At 59.5% G+C, this 19421-nt stretch carries 12 protein-coding genes; 9 read left to right on the forward strand and 3 right to left on the reverse strand.

What is annotated here, in order from left to right; translation table 11 throughout:
* Window positions 1-199: 199 nt before the first annotated feature.
* Entirely contained in the window at window positions 200-2638 is a 2439-nt protein-coding gene (locus PspS34_RS24145; protein ID WP_154862165.1) for an AAA family ATPase, read from the reverse strand.
* Between the two features lie 420 nt (window positions 2639-3058).
* Here PspS34_RS24145 and PspS34_RS24150 point away from each other — a divergent pair, with 420 nt between their 5' ends.
* The 3 genes from PspS34_RS24150 to PspS34_RS24160 all read left to right on the forward strand — a co-directional run bounded on the left by PspS34_RS24150 (window position 3059) and on the right by PspS34_RS24160 (window position 6470).
* A complete protein-coding gene (locus PspS34_RS24150; protein WP_007970900.1) occupies window positions 3059-3547 on the forward strand; it encodes a DUF3015 domain-containing protein in 489 nt (162 codons plus the stop codon).
* Between the two features lie 232 nt (window positions 3548-3779).
* Window positions 3780-5633, forward strand: coding sequence for a DUF4105 domain-containing protein (locus tag PspS34_RS24155; RefSeq protein WP_154862164.1), 1854 nt, complete (start codon window positions 3780-3782; stop codon window positions 5631-5633).
* Between the two features lie 342 nt (window positions 5634-5975).
* The gene (locus tag PspS34_RS24160; protein ID WP_057713229.1) at window positions 5976-6470 is read left to right on the forward strand and encodes a GreA/GreB family elongation factor; all 495 of its coding nucleotides are present in this window, start codon (window positions 5976-5978) and stop codon (window positions 6468-6470) included.
* On the opposite strand, the gene gdhA is transcribed toward PspS34_RS24160, so the two are convergent.
* Together gdhA and ettA are read right to left on the reverse strand one after the other, a co-directional pair.
* Complete coding sequence (gene gdhA / locus PspS34_RS24165; protein WP_154862163.1) at window positions 6467-7804, reverse strand: NADP-specific glutamate dehydrogenase; 1338 nt, start codon at window positions 7802-7804, stop codon at window positions 6467-6469. The two genes, PspS34_RS24160 and gdhA, sit on opposite strands and share 4 nt — an antisense overlap.
* A gap of 374 nt (window positions 7805-8178) precedes the next feature.
* Window positions 8179-9843 (reverse strand): energy-dependent translational throttle protein EttA, encoded by a 1665-nt coding sequence (gene ettA / locus PspS34_RS24170; RefSeq protein ID WP_090451500.1) that lies wholly within the window; start codon window positions 9841-9843, stop codon window positions 8179-8181.
* Between the two features lie 289 nt (window positions 9844-10132).
* Between ettA and PspS34_RS24175 the strand changes: the two genes are divergently transcribed.
* The 6 genes from PspS34_RS24175 to PspS34_RS24200 all read left to right on the forward strand — a co-directional run bounded on the left by PspS34_RS24175 (window position 10133) and on the right by PspS34_RS24200 (window position 19365).
* Window positions 10133-13981: an EAL domain-containing protein gene (locus PspS34_RS24175; protein WP_154862162.1), complete on the forward strand. Its 3849-nt coding sequence runs from the start codon at window positions 10133-10135 to the stop codon at window positions 13979-13981.
* A gap of 249 nt (window positions 13982-14230) precedes the next feature.
* On the forward strand, window positions 14231-15484 hold the full coding sequence (glyA, locus tag PspS34_RS24180) for a serine hydroxymethyltransferase (RefSeq protein WP_150813496.1): 1254 nt from the start codon (window positions 14231-14233) through the stop codon (window positions 15482-15484).
* Window positions 15485-15730: 246 nt separating this feature from the next.
* On the forward strand, window positions 15731-16294 hold the full coding sequence (locus PspS34_RS24185) for a hypothetical protein (protein WP_223509043.1): 564 nt from the start codon (window positions 15731-15733) through the stop codon (window positions 16292-16294).
* A 289-nt stretch (window positions 16295-16583) separates the two neighbouring features.
* A complete protein-coding gene (locus PspS34_RS24190; RefSeq protein ID WP_057713223.1) occupies window positions 16584-17897 on the forward strand; it encodes a C4-dicarboxylate transporter DctA in 1314 nt (437 codons plus the stop codon).
* Window positions 17898-17954: 57 nt separating this feature from the next.
* A complete protein-coding gene (locus PspS34_RS24195) occupies window positions 17955-18659 on the forward strand; it encodes a FadR/GntR family transcriptional regulator (protein ID WP_150813498.1) in 705 nt (234 codons plus the stop codon).
* 25 nt (window positions 18660-18684) lie between these two features.
* A complete protein-coding gene (locus tag PspS34_RS24200; RefSeq protein WP_150813499.1) occupies window positions 18685-19365 on the forward strand; it encodes a GntR family transcriptional regulator in 681 nt (226 codons plus the stop codon).
* The last annotated feature ends 56 nt before the right edge of the window (window positions 19366-19421 follow it).

A 19421-nucleotide genomic window follows, 5' to 3' on the forward strand; every position in this document is an offset into this window, starting at 1 on the left:
GCCTTGCAGGCCGAGGCAAGACCGAAAGGCGCCGAATGGTCATAGTGTGAATATTGACGTCAGTTCGACGACGCTTTCCAGGGTTCACACAAACAAATGTGGGAGCGGGCTTGCTCGCAAAAGCGTCAAAACATTCAACATTTATGTTGGCTGATTCACCGCATTCGCGAGCAAGCCCGCTCCCACATGGGTTACTGCATCAGGCCGGCTTGGTTTCCGCCAAAGCCTCTTGCGCCAACTCCTTCTCGGCTTCCTTGAGATCATCTTCGCTGATCATTTCCGCGATAACCCTCAGGCGCTCCACGACCCGCGCGTTCACGCTGCCTTCAGGGAACTCGCCACTCTCGTCCGGTTCGCCGGCCGGCTCGCCGACCAGCAGACTCAATGCTTCATCGGCCTGACGGACCGCGTAGACATGGAACTGACCCGCACGCACCGCCGCCAGTACCTTCTCATCGAGCATCAGGGTGGCGACGTTGGCGTGAGGAATGATTGCCCCCTGCTCGCCGGTCAACCCGCGGGCTTCGCACAAACGGAAGAAGCCCTCGATCTTCTCGTTGACTCCGCCGACCGCCTGCACTTCGCCGAACTGGTTGATCGAACCGGTGATGGCAAAGCACTGCTTGAGCGGGGTTTTCGACAAGGCCGAAATGAGGGTGCAGGCCTCGCCCAGGGAAGCACTGTCGCCATCGACATAACCGTAGGATTGCTCCAGGGCGATGCTCGCGGAAATCGCCAGCGGAAACTCCTGAGCGTAACGGCTGCCCAGATAACCGGTAAGGATCATCACGCCTTTGGAGTGAATCGGCTGACCGAGGTTGACCTCGCGCTCGATGTCGACGATACCGCTGCCGCCCGGATACACCGTGGCGGAGATCCGCGCCGGTATACCAAAGGCCGAGTCGCCGACTTCCAGCACCGTCAAGCCATTGCACTTGCCGACCGCCGCGCCCGCGGTGTCGATCAGGATGATCCCGGCCAGCATGTCATCGAGAATCCGCGCTGACACACGACCGGTGCGGGTAGCCTTGGCCTTGAGCGCGCGTTCGATGTGCCCGGAGTCGGTCCTTTCATCGCCGGCCAGATGGCGGATGAAGTCCGCCTCGCTGACCAGTTGGAACAAGTCGCCGATTCGCGCCGACAGGCGCCCCTGGTGCTCCGCAAGACGTGCGCTGTAAGTCGCCAGGCGTGCCACCGCATCGGCGGTCAGCGGTGCCATGCCTTCTTCGGAAGTACGGGTCTTGAGCAACTGGGCGAACTGCTCCAGGCTCTCGTCGACCATCGGGATGTCTTCGTCGAAATCCACCAGGACGCGGAACATCTCCTGGAAGTCCGGATCGAGGTCTTGCAGCGTGTAATACAGCTGACGGGCACCGATGATGACGACTTTGACCTGCAACGGAATGTGTTGCGGAGTCAGGGTCACGGTGGCCAGGCGGCCCAGTTCACCCAGCGGTGATTCCATTTTCAGTTTGCGTGATTGCAGGGCGCGTTTCAGTGCATCCCACACGAACGGCTCGCTGAGCATTTTGTCCGCTTCAAGGATCAGGAAACCGCCATTGGCCCGGTGCAAGGCACCCGGCCGCAGTTGGCGGTAGGTGGTGTAAAGCGCACCCTGATCGGTGCTGTATTCGATCCGGCCAAAAAGGTTTTCGTAGGTCGGGTGCGGCTCGAACACCACCGGCGCACCGCCGCTGGCCGAGTGACCGACCACCAGGCTCGGCGCGTATTGTTCTTCCAGCAACTTGCGGGCGACAGCGTCGGTCTTGCTATCGTCTACCAGCTGCTCAACCACGGACTTGAGCAAGTACACCTGCATCGCCTGCAGATAACCGCATACCGCCGCGTTCTCGGCGTACTTCTCCGACAATGGCGACAACAATGGCTGCAAGGCCAGGGTAATGGTTTCTTCGTTCAGATGACGCAGCTGGTTGCTCGACTCGCGTTTCCATTGCGGCAGGCTGGCGAGCTCTTCGTTCAGGCGCTCCTCCAGTGCCGAAATATCCTCGTGAAAGCGCTCGCGCTCGGCTTCCGGCAACTGGGCGAACTCAGCTTCGTCCAACGCCTTGCCGTCGCTCATCGGGGTGAAGGCGATGTTGCTGGCGTCGCGGTACAGCGCAACTTCCTTTTCCAGCGCCAGACGCTCGATGACGTCCAGGGCCTTGTCGTAGCGCTGGTTGAAGGCGCGGTCGATACTGCTTTTCTTCTGCTGGTAGGACGGATGCTCGAATACTGCCGGAAATGTCGCCAGCAGGTTGTCGATCAAACCGTTGATATCACCAATGAAGTTACCGGCAGTGCCCGACGGCAACTCCAGGGCACGTGGTTCGCGCGGTTCATCGAAGTTGTTGACGTAGACCCAGTCCGCCGGGGTCTGCAGGCGCTTGCCTTCGGCCTTGAGGTAGCGTTTGACGAACGAGAACCGGCCAGTACCGGGCTCGCCCATGACGAATACGTTGTAACCGGGGCGTGGCATGGCCACACCGAACTGCAAGGCTTCGACCGCACGTTCCTGGCCAAGCACACCGCGAAAGGGCTCCAGATCATTGGTGGTAGAGAAGCTGAACTGTTCAGCGGAAAACGGACGGGTCAGCGCTTCGGGCGCTAGACGCAAGCTGGCAGCAACAGGATCAGGCATCGGGCTTCCTTAACAATCAGGCGGGGCAGATGGCAGCATTCTGGCGCCGCCCATGCCCGACTGGCAAGGAGCGCCGCAGACCTGATCACCGTCAACCGGCCAACCCCAGGCGGGCCGGGCTTGCGCCGCCGTTTTCCATGAATGTTTTGCAAAAAATCACGGAACCCTGTGATCGTGCCTAAACTCCAAACTGCGCGGCTGGACTAATGACCGGCCCACTGGCACCGGAAGGGTCTGCAGGAAAACTCGCCGAGCGGCGATCAGGCAAGGCGAAAGCAGGCGAGGACGCGGAGTGTAGGGGCCTACATGAGCATTCCGAGCCTGCTTTCAACGCAGCATGATCGTCGCGCAGGCAGTTTGCATGCAGAGCCGGGGCCAGACTCCCTTGTCTATTGGTACGCACACAAAGAGAACAAAGCTATGAAACGGATTCTTCTTGGTACTCTCTTCACCGCTGTATCCATCAATGCCATGGCGCAAGCGCCTGGCGGTCCGGATTGCGGTTGGGGCAACATGCTGTTCGAAGGCCAGCGTGGTACTCCAGCTCACTTCCTGGCATCCACCACCAACGGCACCTCCGGCAACGCAACCTTCGGCATGACCTCCGGCACCAACGGTTGCGCAACCAATGCGTCGCTGACCTATGGCGGCAAATCCTGGTTTGCCATGAATGGCATGATGAACGAGCTGTCCGAAGACATGGCCAAGGGTCAGGGCGAAGCGCTGACCACCTATGCCGTGGTACTGGGCGTGGCGCCGGAAGACCGTGCGCACTTCGCCGCCGTCACTCACGAGCACTTCCAGCAGATCTTCAGCAAGGCTGACGTGACCGCAGAAGACGTGCATACCAATACCCTGGCCGTGCTCAAAGCCGACCCTCGTCTGGCCAAGTACGCGACTCAGGCTTAAGCTCGACCCGCCCCGCTTCTTTCGGGAAGCGGGTTTTGTTTTTTGGACCTGCCCCTCTTTGGGTAATGTCGCTGACTGTAGGAGCTGGCTTGCCAGCGATGGTCGTTAACGATCACGCGTGTTTACTGGATAAACACAGCGCCTTTGAAACCATCGCTGGCAAGCCAGCGCCTACAGGCAAACGGCATCCACCTCGTTGGGTCTTTATTTTTTCCTGTTTAAGTTGCCTTCTATGCTCAAACGCCTTGCCTGGCTGGCGCTGTGTGTCTGCGCCCCGCTATCCGCCGCGCCTCACATCGAACCACAACGTTTGCAGCAACTGGCCAACGACCCTTTCTGGATATCCCTGGGCCATTACGAAACCGCCAAGCTCGGCGGCTGGCGCAGCTATGTCAGTGACCGCAAGTTCTTCCTCGCCGCTGACGGCAATGAACATCCGGACCATGAACTGGCGGCGACTGTACAAGCCTTGTACGCCCCGGCCAGTGCCGGTGAAACACACGCTCAATGCGTCTACCCGGCCCGCACCCGCTGGCTGAAAGACCAACTCGGCCTGGCCGGACTGCCGACGCCGGACTGCGCCGGGTTCAAGCAATGGTTCAAGGATGTCTCGCCCGACAGCGCGGTGATGATCTTCCCGGCGGCTTACCTGAACAGCCCGTCCTCGATGTTCGGCCATACCCTGTTGCGCATCGACCAGGCCGAGGTGAAGAGCGACAAGACTTCGCTGCTCAGTTACGCGATCAACTTCGGCGCCTACATCGAGGGCTCGGACAACAGCATCATCTATGCCTGGAAAGGCCTGATGGGCGGCTATCCCGGCCTGTTCGCGATGGTGCCCTATCAGGAAAAGCTCTCGGAATACCGCAGCCTGGAAAACCGCGACCTGTGGGAGTACCGCCTGAACCTGACCCAACAGGAAACCGCGCGCATGGTCGAGCACGTCTGGGAGCTGAAGCAGATCAAGTTCGACTATTTCTTCTTCGACGAAAACTGCTCATACCGCTTGCTGGAACTGCTGCAAGTGGCCCGACCGGGCCTGCGCCTGACCGAGCAATTCCCACTCACCGCCATCCCGACCGACACCGTCAAAGCCGTGAAAGATGCCGGATTGGTGGAATCGATCCAGTATCGTCCGTCCCGGGAGCGCGAGTTGCTCAGCCGCGCCGAGCCGTTGGACCCTGAAGAGCAACAGTGGGTGCTGAAAGTCAGCGCCGATCAGAAACAATTGCAGGACCCGGCGTTCAAGGCGCAAGCCCGCGACCGTCAGGCACTGATCATCGATGCGGCCTATCGTCTGGAGCGTTACCGCGCCAATGGCCAGGAACGCGACCCGGCACGCGCCCAGCGCAGCTTCGAACTGCTGCGGGCCATCAACCAGAACCCGGCGCCGGAGCTGGATATCCCGCAACCGGGCCTGCCTGAAGACGGTCACGAGTCCCGCACCTGGCAGCTCGGCCTCGGCAGCCGTGGAGATAAAGCCTTTGGCGAGTACGGCTTGCGCATGGCTTATCACGACCTCAACGACAACAACGAAAGCTTTCCCCTTGGCGCGCAGATCGAAATCCTGCAATTGAAACTGCGCCAGTACGAAAGCAATGAATGGCAAGTGCAACAACTGGACCTGGCAACGATTCGCTCCCTGACCCCGCGTAACGAGCTGCTGCAACCGCTTTCATGGCAAGTCACCGGTGGTCTGGAGCGAGTGCCGGGCAAGCACGATGACCAAACTCTGGTCAGCCACGTCAACGGCGGTGGCGGTGGCACCTGGCAACTGGGCGATGACCTGCTCGGATTTGCCCTGGGCACTGTGCGCATCGAGCACAACAACGATTTCGCCGCTTTCATTGCCCCGGCCGCCGGGTTCAACAGTGGCGTGCTGTGGAAAAACCCGCTGGGCAATTTGAGCCTGGAAGCCAAGGGCGACTTTTTCACCAATGGTGAAGTGCGCCGTAGCCTGAGCCTGAACCAGCAATGGGAAATATCCCGCAATCTCGGACTGCGCTTGAGCGCCCGGCGCGAGTTCAGCCATTTGGCGACGGCCGAGAACGAAGCGATGCTTGAGCTGAAGTGGTATCACTACTGACCTGACACACCACTTACCCTGTGGGAGCGGGCTTGCTCGCGAATGCGATATAGCACTCAACATTGATGCTGGCTGACACGCCCCTTTCGCGAGCAAGCCCGCTCCCACAGGGGTTAAGTGGTATTCGTCAAAACGCCTACACACCTTTCACAACCACCCGACGAATCCACTTCTAGACTTTATCTATGGGTCGCGTATCGGCTTGGGAGAGTGAGATGTGGTGGTATGCGGAGAAGGATCAGGACGCCGCCCGGGCCTATCACTCGCCGTAAGTCGCTTTCAGACATCCAGTGAAACCAAATGCCTGCGACCATGGCCCAAATCCTATACCGGGAGAATTCCATGAGCCGTGCCTTCGTCAATGAAGATAGTGCCGCCGCGCAAGCCGATCAGCCAGTCGAACGGCAGGTCAGCGCGCAGACCAATTACGTCACGCCACAAGGCCTGAACTTGTTGCAGGGAAAAGTCGCCGAACTGCAATCCCTGCACGCCGAACAATCGGCAAAAGGCGAACAGGCCGACAAGCAGCGCCTGGCGGATCTCGAACGTGATTTGCGTTACTTCAAGCAGCGCCTGGGCAGCGCTCAGGTGGTACCCGCCGCGACTTCGACCGAGAAAGTGCAGATCGGCAGTTGGGTGACCTACGCCGATGAACACGCCACCGAACGCCGGGTACAACTGGTGGGCGAAGATCAGGCCGATGCCGCCCACGGCCTGATCAATTGGAGCTCACCGCTGGGTCGGGCGCTGCTCGGCGCACGACTCAACGACGAAGTGCTGTGGCAGCGCCCCGCCGGGGATCAACTGATTGAAGTGATCCGTATCGAACCGACTTAGACGACGCCTTGGGCCAGCATGGCATCGGCGACTTTGACGAAGCCGGCGATGTTCGCGCCCTTGACGTAGTTGACCCGGCCATTCTCTTCGCCGTAATGCACGCAAGCGTGGTGAATCGACTGCATGATCGCGTGCAGTTTGCTATCCACCTCGCCACCGGTCCACGCCAGGCGCATGGCGTTCTGTGACATTTCCAGCCCGCTCACCGCCACGCCGCCGGCGTTGGATGCCTTGCCCGGCGCAAACAGAATGTTCGCCTCGATGAACAGGTCCACCGCCTCAAGGGTGGTCGGCATGTTCGCGCCTTCGGCCACGCAGATGCAGCCGTTGCGCAGCAAGGTGCGAGCGGCTTCGGCATCCAGTTCGTTTTGCGTCGCGCACGGCAGCGCGATGTCGCAGCTCAGGCTCCACGGAAGCTCACCTGCGCGGAACTCCAGGCTAAAACGGCCGGCCAGTTCACGGATACGCCCGCGCTGTACGTTCTTCAGTTCCAGCACCGCCAGCCATTGCTCCTCGGTCAAACCGCTTTCGCAATACAGAGTGCCTTCGGAGTCGGACAGCGAAATCACTTTGCCGCCCAGGTCCATGACCTTGCGCGCCGCGTATTGCGCGACGTTGCCGGAGCCGGAGATCGCTACGCGTTTACCTTCCACGGCCAGGCCGCGACGCTTGAGCATTTCCTCGGCGAAGTACACGCAACCGAAACCGGTGGCTTCCGGGCGAATCAGGCTGCCGCCGTAACTTGGGCCTTTGCCGGTCAGCACGCTGGTGAACTGGTTGCTCAGGCGCTTGTACTGGCCGAACAGGAAACCGATTTCCCGCGCGCCGACACCGATATCACCGGCCGGTACGTCAACGTCGGCGCCGATGTGGCGGTACAGCTCGCTCATGAAGGCCTGGCAGAAGCGCATGACTTCCGCATCACTTTTACCTTTCGGATCAAAGTCCGACCCGCCCTTGCCGCCGCCCATGGGCAGCGAGGTCAAGGAGTTTTTGAAGGTTTGCTCGAACGCGAGGAATTTCAGGACGCCCATGTTCACCGACGGGTGGAAACGCAGACCACCCTTGTACGGGCCGATCGCGCTGTTCATCTGGATGCGGAAACCACGATTGACCTGGACCTTGCCCTGATCGTCGACCCACGACACGCGAAACACCACCGCCCGCTCCGGCTCGCAGATGCGCTCCAGGATGCCGGAGGTCAGGTAATGCGGATTGGCTTCAAGAAACGGCCACAGGGTACGCAGGACTTCTTCGACAGCCTGGTGAAATTCGGGTTGGTCCGGGTCGCGTTTTTTCAGGCGCGCAAGGAAGGATTCGACGGATTCGATCATGGAAAAGTCTCGGCAAATTTATTGTCGTTGGAGGAGATTGAGCCGGACTGTAACAAACGATTCACGCACAGGAACAGAGCAGAATGTCGCATTCATGAAATTAAATGGTGCACAGGATATAAATAAGTCCGTTTTTTGGACTCATTCTGCACCTGAATAGGGATTCACCATTCGAGCAATGCACCATCAGTAACACCGCCTTCGCGAGCAAGCCCGCTCCCACAGGGGATCTTCTGCTGAATTGAGATTTGTGCCTTTCACAAAACCCTGTGGGAGCGAGCTTGCTCGCGATGAATGCGCCGCGGTATCACTGAAAAAACGCGCAAAAAAAAACGGAGCCTGAAGGCTCCGCTCTTTATGCAACCAACCCGAAATCAGGCCAGTTTCTTGTGGCGTACACGATGCGGCTGGGCAGCTGCTTCGCCGAGACGCTTTTTGCGATCAGCTTCGTATTCGCTGTAGTTACCTTCGAAGAACACCGCTTGCGAGTCGTCTTCGTACGCCAGGATGTGCGTCGCGACGCGGTCAAGGAACCACCGGTCGTGGGAGATCACAATGGCGGCGCCCGGGAAGTCCAGCAAGGCCTCTTCCAGGGAGCGCAGGGTTTCGACGTCGAGGTCGTTGGACGGTTCGTCGAGCAGCAGGACGTTGCCGCCCTCTTTCAGGGTCAGGGCCAGGTGCAAGCGACCGCGCTCACCACCGGACAGGTCCTTGACGAACTTCTGCTGATCGCCGCCCTTGAAGTTGAAGCGACCGACATAGGTACGCGACGGGATCTCGTAGTTGCCGATGCGGATCTGGTCGGAACCGTCGGAGATCTGCTGGAACACGGTCTTGCTGCCGTCCAGGTCCTCACGGCTCTGATCCACACAAGCCAGCTGCACGGTTTCACCGACTTCGATACTGCCCGAATCCGGCGTTTCCTTGCCCATCAGCATGCGGAACAGGGTCGACTTACCGGCACCGTTACCGCCGATAACGCCGACGATGGCGCCTTTAGGCATGGAGAACGACAGGTTGTCGATCAGCACGCGGTCGCCATAGCCCTTGGTGACGTTCTTGAATTCGATGACCTTGTCGCCCAGGCGTGGACCGGCCGGGATGTAGATCTCGTTGGTTTCGCTGCGCTTCTGGAATTCCTGCGACTGCATTTCTTCGAAGCGTTGCAGACGAGCCTTGGATTTCGACTGGCGGGCCTTGGCGCCTTTGCGCACCCACTCCAGTTCTTCCTTCATGGCTTTTTCGTGAGCCGACTGCTGCTTGGATTCGGCAGCCAGACGATCGGACTTGGCTTCGAGCCAACCCGAATAGTTACCCTCGTAAGGAATGCCCGCGCCGCGGTCGAGTTCCAGAATCCAGCCGGCAACGTTGTCCAGGAAGTAACGGTCGTGCGTGATCGCGACCACGGTGCCCGGGAAGTCGTGCAGGAAGTGCTCCAGCCAGGCGACGGAATCGGCGTCCAGGTGGTTGGTCGGTTCGTCGAGCAGCAGCATGTCCGGTGCCGACAGCAGCAGACGGCACAGGGCCACGCGGCGTTTTTCACCACCGGAGAGGACTTCAACCTTGGCATCCCACGCCGGCAGACGCAGTGCATCGGCGGCGACTTCCAGCTGACGCTCCAGGTTATGGCCGTCGCTGGCCTGCAGGATCGCTTCTAGCTTGGCCTGTTCGGCAGCCAGTTTGTCGAAGTCGGCATCCGGATCGGCGTAGGCGGCGTAGACCTCGTCCAGGCGTGCCTGGGCGTCCTTGATCACGCTGACCGCTTCCTCGACCACTTCACGCACGGTCTTGGTCGGATCCAGTTGTGGTTCCTGGGGCAGGTAGCCGATGTTCAGCTCCGGCATCGGACGGGCTTCGCCCTCGAACTCGGTGTCGACGCCAGCCATGATTTTCAGCAGCGTGGATTTACCCGAACCGTTGAGGCCGAGCACGCCGATCTTGGCGCCGGGGAAGAACGACAGAGAAATGTTTTTCAGGATTTCCCGCTTCGGCGGAACAACTTTGCCCAGCCGATGCATGGTGAATACGTATTGAGCCATGGAGAACCTAGGGTCAGTGACTGATGAATGATTGGAGCGCAGGCAATGCCCGGCCAGACTGTGCGCGTCGCCCGCTTGAGGAGATCAAGACGTGCGCGCTGAAAAAAGTCTGAGTCTAGGAGCTGGAACGCTCCCGCGTAACCCGCAAAGCTACCTTAATGACCGGTGGCAGTCCAGCCGACGGACAGGGGCTGGCACTTCGCCACAACTCAAGGCATGCTAGCCGCCCTTCGGGCGTCCGGCTTATAGTGCATGTCGCGCCAGTCCAGCCAAACCGCAGGATTACAGCTTGTCCATTGTCCCTCCGCCTCCGATTTCCAGTGCGCCGGCCACAGTGCTCGGCTCCCCCCTGCGCGGGACTTTGAAGGGCACCTTGGCGACACTCGTATTATTGCTGCTGGCCCTGCTGTTCTGGCAGTTGCTCGACCAGTTGCGCGAAACCCAGAAGAACCAGCGTCAGTACACCATCGACTACACCGCCGATCTGGCCGCGCAGGTCAGCCTGAACATGACGCTCAACGCGCAGATCGCCCTCAACCTGTTGCCGATCGTCGAGCAACCGCAAGGCGCCGATGAACTGCAGGCCCTGTTGCGCAAGCTGCAACAGTCACTGCCTGATCTCCGCAGCCTGGCGTTGCTCAGCCCCTCGGGAAGAGTCATCAGTGACAGCGCTCCCGACAGCGATGACAACAACTACCTGGGTGAACTGGTACGCCGCAGCCACGCCCAGGCGCACTACTTCAGCAACGCCACCGACGGTTCCGTTGTGCATTTACTGTTGCATCAGGCCAGCGGCAGTTCCCGAGGCTATTGGGTCCTGCGCCTGACGCCCACCTTCTTTTCGTCCCTGACCAAGCAACGCGAGGCCGGTGGCCGCCCGTTGTGGCTGGTGGAGAACCGCATCAATCATCAGATCATCAGTCGCGACGAAGCGCTGCCCTCGGTCAACCCGGGCACGCTGACCGACGACGATGTCGCCAACAGCGTGCTGACGGTTCCGTTGAGCAGCAGCGATTGGCAATTGCGCGGCCTGTTCGACCGTCAGCGCGTGCTGGAAGAGCTGCTGCCGGCGTTCATCGGCAAATGTCTGCTGGGCCTGGCGTTTTCCATGCTGCCGTTCCTCGCCTTGCTGAACACGCGCCGGCGTCAGCGCCAGTTGAATGAAGGCCGCCGGCGTTACCAGGACATTTTCGAAGGCACCGGCGTGGCCTTGTGCGTCCTCGATATGTCCGGGCTCAAGGTCTTTTTCGACAAGGCACAACTGCAGGGCAGTGAGCAACTGCAAGCGTGGCTGGCGATCCCGGAGCAACGCCGGCCATTGCTCAAGGAACTGCGGATCACCGAGGTCAACCAGGTGGCGTTGCAACTGCTTAATGTCGATAGCGCCGACCAAGCCTGGAAATTGCTGATCGACGGTAATCCGCAGGACGGCACCGCCATCGGCAACCAGATGCTCGACGCGATGCTCAACCAACAGCAACAGCTTGAGCTGGAAATCAAGCTGCAGGACGCCAGCGGCCGCGTCCAGCACCTGTGGCTGGTGCTGTGCCTGCCGCAAACCCCGGACGACTATAATGCAGTGATCCTGAGCATCACTGACATCACCAGTCGCAAGCTCATCGAGCTGTCGCTGCAGGAGCGCGAAGGGTTCTGGTCGGACGTGGTGCGCACCGTGCCGGATCATCTGTATGTGCAGGATGTGATCAGCCAGCGCATGATCTACAGCAACCACCATCTGGGCCAGACCCTGGGTTACAACCGCACCGAACTGCACCAGATGGGCGAATACTTCTGGGAAATCCTCCTGCATCCCGAAGACGCCGACTATTACCACCGCTCTCGCCAGATCCAGCGCCAGGCCGGTTATCGCCAGTTGATGCAGTGCCAGTTGCGTTTCCGCCATCGGGACGGCCAGTGGCGACGCTTCGAGATTCGCGAGCAGGCACTGGCGCGGGACAAGGACGACCAGGTCACGCGGATCATCGGCGTGGCCAAGGACATCACCGACCAGATCGAAGCCAGCGAATCGCTGCGCGACAGCGAGCAGCGCTACCGCATGCTTGCCGAAAGCATCAGCGACGTGATCTTCTCCACCGACAGCCGCCTTAACCTCAATTACGTCAGCCCTTCGGTACTAGCAGTGCTGGGCTACGACGCCGAGTGGATTTTCCAGAATGGCTGGCAATCGACCATCGCCAACCCGCAACAGCTGACCGGCATCTACCACCTGATGGACCGGGTCAGCAAAGCGCTGGATCAACCGGACCAACTGGCGCTGTTGCGCAGCCAGGTGCAAACCCAACTGTTCCTGTTCGACTGCCTGCGGGCCGACGGGCGCAAGATCCCGATCGAACTGCGCCTGGTATTGGTCTGGGACGAACACGGCACGTTCGAAGGCGTGCTCGGCGTCGGCCGCGACATCAGTCAGCAACGCCGGGCCGAAAAAGATCTGCGCATGGCCGCCACGGTATTCGAACACTCGACCTCGGCGATCCTGATCACCGACCCGGCCGGCTACATCGTCCAGGCCAACGAAGCCTTCAGTCGTGTCAGCGGTTACGCCGTGGAGCAGGTCCTCGACCAACTGCCGAACATGCTGACCGTCGACGACCAGCAAGAAGCCCATCTGCGTTACGTGCTCAAGCAATTGGGCCAGCACAGCACCTGGGAAGGCGAAGTCTGGCTCAAGCGTCGCAACGGCGAGCACTACCCGGCCTGGGTCGGGATCACCGCCGTACTCGACGACGAAGGCGACCTGGCCAGTTATGTGTGTTTCTTCAGCGACATCAGCGAGCGCAAGGCCAGCGAGCAACGGATTCACCGCCTCGCCTACTACGACGCCCTGACCCACCTGCCCAACCGTTCACTGTTCCAGGATCGCCTGCACACGGCACTGCAATCGGCCGAACGGCAGAAGTCGTGGGTGGTGCTGATGTTCCTCGACCTCGACCGTTTCAAGCCGATCAACGACTCCCTGGGCCACGCCGCCGGCGACCGCATGCTCAAGGAAATGGCCACGCGCCTGCTCGGTTGCGTCGACGATGACGACACCGTGGCGCGCATGGGCGGTGACGAATTCACCTTGCTCCTGCAACCGCGAGCCAACCGTGAAATCGCCCTGAACCGGGCGATCCATGTGGCCGAACAGATTCTCGCCAGCCTGGTGAAACCATTCGTGCTCGAAGGCCGCGAGTTCTTCGTCACAGCCAGTATCGGCATCGCCCTGAGTCCGCAGGACGGCAACGAACTCAGCCAGTTGATGAAGAATGCCGACACTGCGATGTACCACGCCAAGGAGCGTGGCAAGAACAACTTCCAGTTCTATCAGGCGGACATGAACGCCAGCGCGCTGGAACGTCTGGAGCTGGAAAGCGACTTGCGCCATGCCCTGGAACAGAACGAATTCGTGCTGTATTACCAGCCGCAGTTCAGCGGTGACGGCAAGCGCCTGACCGGTGCCGAGGCACTGTTGCGCTGGCGTCATCCACGCCGCGGGCTGGTGCCGCCGGGGGATTTCATTCCGGTGCTCGAAGAGCTCGGGCTGGTGGTGGATGTCGGCGACTGGGTGATCAGCGAAGCCTGCCGTCAACTCAAGGCCTGGCATCAGGCCAGGGTACGGGTGCCGAAGGTGTCGGTGAACATCTCGGCGCGACAGTTCTCCGACGGCCAGCTCGGTACGCGTATCGCCACCATCCTCAAGGAAACCGGCCTGCCGCCGGCGTGCCTGGAACTGGAACTGACCGAAAGTATCCTGATGCGCGAAGTCAGCGAGGCGATGCAGATCCTCGACGGCCTGAAAAATCTCGGCCTGAGCATTGCGGTCGACGATTTCGGTACCGGTTACTCATCGCTCAACTACCTCAAGCAGTTCCCGATCGACGTTCTGAAGATCGACCGCACCTTTGTCGATGGCCTGCCCAGCGGCGAGCAGGATGCACAAATCGCCCGGGCAATCATTGCCATGGCCCACAGCCTCAACCTGGCGGTGATCGCCGAAGGCGTGGAGACCCATGAGCAGCTGGATTTCCTGAGGGAGCACGGTTGCGACGAGGTACAGGGTTATCTGTTCGGTCGGCCGATGCCGGCGGGCCGGTTCGAAGGGCAGTTCAGCAATGATGCCCTGTTCATGTTCGATTGAGATTTGCGGCGCGGCAACTGGCCTCATCGCGAGCAAGCCCGCTCCCACAGTGGATCTACAGCGTTCGCACACTTTGTGTACACCCGAGAGCCCTGTGGGAGCGGGCTTGCTCGCGAAGAGGCCGGCACGATCACCGCTAATCCCCGCATGAACACCACTTGTCTGCGACATGATGCCGTTTCATATGCCATCTAAAACCCATTAGGTTAGAATGCCCCCCTTTTCCGCCCCCGATCCTTGAGGACCGCCATGTTCAGCCGTGATTTGACTATTGCCAAGTACGACGCCGATCTCTTTGCCGCCATGGAGCAAGAAGCTCAGCGCCAGGAAGAGCACATTGAGCTGATCGCTTCGGAAAACTACACCAGCCCTGCGGTGATGGAAGCTCAAGGCTCGGTACTGACCAACAAGTACGCCGAAGGTTACCCGGGCAAGCGCTACTACGGTGGTTGCGAGTACGTAGACATCGTCGAGCAGCTGGCTATCGACCGCGCCAAAGAGCTGTTCGGCGCCGACTACGCCAACGTTCAGCCGCACGCAGGCTCGCAAGCCAACAGCGCCGTTTACCTGGCCCTGCTGTCGGCCGGCGACACCATCCTGGGCATGAGCCTGGCCCACGGTGGTCACCTGACTCACGGTGCCAGCGTTTCGTCCTCCGGCAAGCTGTACAACGCCATCCAGTACGGCATCGACGCCAACGGTCTGATCGACTACGACGAAGTCGAACGCCTGGCCGTTGAGCACAAGCCAAAAATGATCGTGGCCGGTTTCTCTGCCTACTCGCAGATCCTCGACTTCCCGCGCTTCCGTGCAATCGCCGACAAGGTAGGCGCCTACCTGTTCGTCGACATGGCCCACGTGGCCGGCCTGGTTGCCGCTGGCGTCTACCCGAACCCGGTTCCATTCGCTGACGTGGTGACCACCACCACCCACAAGACCCTGCGCGGTCCACGTGGCGGCCTGATCCTGGCTCGCGCCAACGCCGACATCGAGAAGAAGCTGAACTCCGCGGTATTCCCGGGCGCCCAGGGCGGCCCACTGGAGCACGTGATCGCGGCCAAGGCGATCTGCTTCAAGGAAGCGCTGCAGCCTGAGTTCAAGGCTTACCAGCAACAAGTGGTGAAGAACGCCCAGGCCATGGCCGGCGTGTTCATCGAGCGCGGCTTCGACGTAGTGTCGGGCGGTACTCAGAACCACCTGTTCCTGCTGTCGCTGATCAAGCAGGAAATTTCCGGTAAAGACGCCGATGCCGCTCTGGGCAAAGCGTTCATCACCGTGAACAAGAACTCCGTGCCAAACGACCCACGCTCCCCGTTCGTCACCTCCGGCCTGCGCTTCGGCACTCCGGCTGTGACCACTCGTGGCTTCAAGGAAGCTGAGTGCAAGGAACTGGCCGGCTGGATCTGCGACATCCTGGCTGACCTGAACAACGAAGCGGTGATCGATACCGTTCGTGAGAAGGTCAAGGCTATCTGCAAGAAGCTGCCGGTATACGGTGCTTAATCAGCCCCGCTAAACCGCAGTCATAAGAAACCGGCCAGAGATGGCCGGTTTTTTTTGCTTGCGACATTCACAAACAGTGCGAACCAACAAATCGACAACCGTTGTTAGCAGCGATCAAAGTTCATCACCAGACACTTCCCCCTCCAACTTCCTGCAACACACACAACACCAAAACACTATCAAAAATGCTTAATCTGAACCCTGCATCAAAGCACAACCCTTCACACTCAAATAGCAGGCTTCATAATGAGCAACTCTATTGAAAAGTCCTTTAACGCTACGCTTAGAATGTTCGATCACAAACTTAACTTTCTTGAACTGCTTCATGAAAAACCGGCACTGGCCACTGTACATATGTTCAGCGGAGGATTCTTTACCGGCAAACCGCAAACCCTTGATCACTCTCGCCTGCTCGGCATCCGCCCCAACGAGCAAGGCGGTTCGGTCCACCCACTGAAGCTGCATTTTCGGTACACGGCCAATGGCTATGTACTGTCCATAAAAAACTCGGGAGAGTATTACAACAAGCTTATAAGCGAAAGTTGGCTTAATGTTTTGGGCGCGGTAGATTCAGACGATGACGATCCGACAACCTTCACCCTTATTGACCACAAAAACAGACCGATAACCCTGGATAATATTACTCCCACTCACATACCTGTTTCGCTTGTAACTGAAGATAATAAATATGTGGGTGGCCAAACTTTTAGAGGCTCGCCTTATGTTTACCTGGCCCGCACGGAGGAACGCTCAAAAATAACTTTCATTCTGAGCATTCTTGAAAGAAAAGTACCTCATACAAAGTCCTGAAAAACACCTTGAAAGTAAACCCATGAGGCTGACATCAGGTGGAGCACCCCGGACAAAAAAATCGGCATCCATTGCCGATTTTTTTTGTTCGCAAAACCGCTCAAGATCGGGGCCCGGCGAACAACTGGTAAGACCGGTCATGCCAATTTTCGATTTTTTGCTTGCGGATGGCCAAAAACACACCATAGACTGAGCCTGCACTGGACATACCGGTAAGACCACAATAATTAAGTCCTGAATCTGATGTGCTCCGCACACGGCAGCCAGGACGCCGACCAGGATTCCTCCCATGCTCAGATGGTGCTCGCGTTCAATCTTCCTCCAAGTGGTTCTCGGACTGGTGCTCGGCATCGTCTGTGGGCTGACCCTTCCCGAATACTCCGCTCAGCTCAAACCGCTCGGTGACGGTTTTATCAAGCTGATCAAAATGCTCATTGGCTTGATTGTGTTTTGCGTAGTGGTCAGCGGCATCAGCGGTGCCGGCGACCTGAAGAAGGTCGGCCGTATCGGCCTCAAATCGGTGATCTACTTTGAAGTGCTGACCACCATCGCCCTGGTGATCGGTCTGGTGTTCGCCTTCAGCACCGGCATCGGCAGCGGCGCGAACATTCACCTGGAGCAGCTTTCCGCAGCCGACATGGGCGACATTGCCCAGCGCGGCCAGCACATGCACACCACCACACAGTTCCTGATGGACCTGATTCCGACGTCGGTGATCGGTGCCTTTGCCGATAACAACATCCTGCAGGTCCTGCTGTTCTCCGTGCTGTTCGGCAGTGCACTGAATCTGGTGGGCGAGGCGGCATCGGGTATTTCGCGGCTGATCAATGAACTCAGCCACGTGATTTTCCGCATCATGGGCATGATCGTGCGACTGGCACCGATCGGCGTATTCGGCGCGATCGCCTTCACCACCAGTAAATATGGCCTGGACTCGCTGCAACACCTGGGCAGCCTGGTCGGCCTCTTCTACCTGACCTGTGTGGCCTTCGTGGCCCTGATTCTCGGCCTGGTGATGCGCCTCTCCGGCTTGAAGATGTGGCCATTGCTCAAGTACCTGCGCGAAGAGTTGCTGATCGTCATGGGCACCGCTTCGTCCGACGCCGTGCTGCCACAAATCATGCGCAAGCTTGAACATCTGGGCATCGGCAGTTCGACGGTGGGGCTGGTGATTCCAACGGGTTACTCGTTCAACCTCGACGGTTTCTCGATCTACCTGACCCTGGCCATCGTGTTCATCGCCAACGCCACCGGCACGCCGTTGGCCATGACTGACCTGCTGACCATTTTGCTGGTGTCGCTGATCACCTCCAAAGGTGCCCACGGGATTCCCGGATCGGCACTGGTGATTCTGGCGGCAACCTTGACGGCGATCCCGGCGATTCCGGTGGTCGGTCTGGTGTTGGTGCTCGCGGTGGACTGGTTCATGGGCATCGGCCGCGCGCTGACCAACCTGATCGGCAATTGTGTCGCCACCGTGGCCATCGCCCGCTGGGAGAAGGACATCGATATCCAGCGTGCGAACAAGGTGCTTTCCGGCCAGATGGGTTATACCTTCCAGCCGAAAAAACCGGTCGCGCCGGCGCATCAGCAGGAGTTTTGAATCATGTGGGAGCCCGCCAGATGGCGGGTTCCCCTGCCTTTATCCATGGAGCACACAGTGATTACCACCTCAACGGTCGTCAATTCAGTCGTAGAAAAACTTCGGGCCGCACTGGCCCGTGGTCAGTGGCGCTCCGGCGAAATGCTGCCGGGGCAACGCGAGCTGGCCGAACAACTGGGTATCAGCCGCCCAAGCCTGCGTGAAGCGGTCATCGTCCTGGAAACCCTTGGCCTGGTGCGTTCGATGCCGGGCAAAGGCGTCGTCGTACTTGAGGCCAGTCTCAGCGATGAGCAGCCCTACGACAGCGCGGTGGCCGCCGCGAGCCTGGAAGACGTGCTGCAACTGCGCTACACCCTGGAGCCATTCATCGTCGGCCTCGTGGCGCAGTCGATCAGCAGCAAGGAAGTCGGGCAACTGCGCCTGACCCTGATGGACATGCGTGAAGCCCTGGAGGCCAATGACAGTGAAGCCGGCGTAAGCGCCTACATCGCGTTCCACGAAGAGCTGTTCACGCTGACGTCAAACCCGATCTTCCAGAGCGTGGTCCAGCAAACCAGCAATGCCCTCAAGCAAAGCGCCGAAGTGTTGCGCAACTCCCCGGAGCATCTGGCTGAACGCCTTGAAGAAAACGAAGCCGTGGTGCGGGCGATCCGCAGCAAGAACAGCGCCCAGGCCAGCGCCGAGATGCGTCGGCACATTTTGCGCGAAGGCCAGCGCATGGGCATCGAACTGAACATCCCGGAAGACAACCTCGGCAGTTGAAACCTCTTCGATCTGGAGATTGGCCATGAACAGCTTCGCTTCGCCACAAACGCTCGCTACCCTGCCCGTCCGCCCTTCGGTGGATGATCTGTATTCGCGGGTCCTCGATGCCATTTTCGAGCAGCGCATCCATTCAGCCAGTCGCTTTACCGAAGAAAGCCTGGCGCAGATGTTCGGTGCAAGGCGCAGCGACATGCGTGATGTGCTGACGCGACTGTCCCACCAGCAAATCATCATCCTTCGAGTCAACCATCGTCCCCGCGTCGCCGAACTTGATGCCGAACAGACCCGGCAGACACTGCATGCCCGGCGTTTGGCCGAGATCATGCTGGTACGGCTGGCGTGTCAGCGGCCATGCGCGCAAGACTTGAAGCGCCTGCGGACACTGGTCGATAACGAGCGTCAATGCGCCGAGCGTGGCCAGGCGATTCGTTTGTCGGGAGAGTTTCATTTGCAGTTGGCCGAAATGGCTGGAAATGCACCGCTGGCGCATTTTCTTGGCAGTCTGGTGCCGCTGACGTCATTGGCGATTGCGCAGTGTGAGGAGCAGACGCACAGTTTTTGCGCGTGGCAGGAGCATTTGGCGATTGTTGATGCTGTTGAACGTGGAAATGCTGCGACAGCGGTCATGCTGATAAACCGGCATCTGGATCATCTGGAGCAGACACTGCTCAATACACCCCGTGAACATTGTGTTGCCGGCTAGATCGCATCACGGGCAAGCCCGCTCCCACAGTGTTCGAGGCCAAGCACAGACTTTGT

Source organism: Pseudomonas sp. S34, assembly GCF_009866745.1.
GTDB classification, from domain to species: Bacteria; Pseudomonadota; Gammaproteobacteria; order Pseudomonadales; family Pseudomonadaceae; genus Aquipseudomonas; species Aquipseudomonas jessenii.

What these genes read in the sequence shown, in the direction of transcription:
- PspS34_RS24150 (WP_007970900.1), top strand. Translation starts at nt 3,059, where the DNA reads ATGAAACGGATTCTTCTTGGTACTCTCTTCACCGCTGTATCCATCAAT.
- PspS34_RS24190 (WP_057713223.1), top strand. Translation starts at nt 16,584, where the DNA reads ATGCTCAGATGGTGCTCGCGTTCAATCTTCCTCCAAGTGGTTCTCGGA.
- gdhA (WP_154862163.1), bottom strand. Translation starts at nt 7,804, where the DNA reads ATGATCGAATCCGTCGAATCCTTCCTTGCGCGCCTGAAAAAACGCGAC.
- glyA (WP_150813496.1), top strand. Translation starts at nt 14,231, where the DNA reads ATGTTCAGCCGTGATTTGACTATTGCCAAGTACGACGCCGATCTCTTT.
- PspS34_RS24145 (WP_154862165.1), bottom strand. Translation starts at nt 2,638, where the DNA reads ATGCCTGATCCTGTTGCTGCCAGCTTGCGTCTAGCGCCCGAAGCGCTG.
- ettA (WP_090451500.1), bottom strand. Translation starts at nt 9,843, where the DNA reads ATGGCTCAATACGTATTCACCATGCATCGGCTGGGCAAAGTTGTTCCG.
- PspS34_RS24185 (WP_223509043.1), top strand. Translation starts at nt 15,731, where the DNA reads ATGAGCAACTCTATTGAAAAGTCCTTTAACGCTACGCTTAGAATGTTC.
- PspS34_RS24155 (WP_154862164.1), top strand. Translation starts at nt 3,780, where the DNA reads ATGCTCAAACGCCTTGCCTGGCTGGCGCTGTGTGTCTGCGCCCCGCTA.
- PspS34_RS24200 (WP_150813499.1), top strand. Translation starts at nt 18,685, where the DNA reads ATGAACAGCTTCGCTTCGCCACAAACGCTCGCTACCCTGCCCGTCCGC.
- PspS34_RS24160 (WP_057713229.1), top strand. Translation starts at nt 5,976, where the DNA reads ATGAGCCGTGCCTTCGTCAATGAAGATAGTGCCGCCGCGCAAGCCGAT.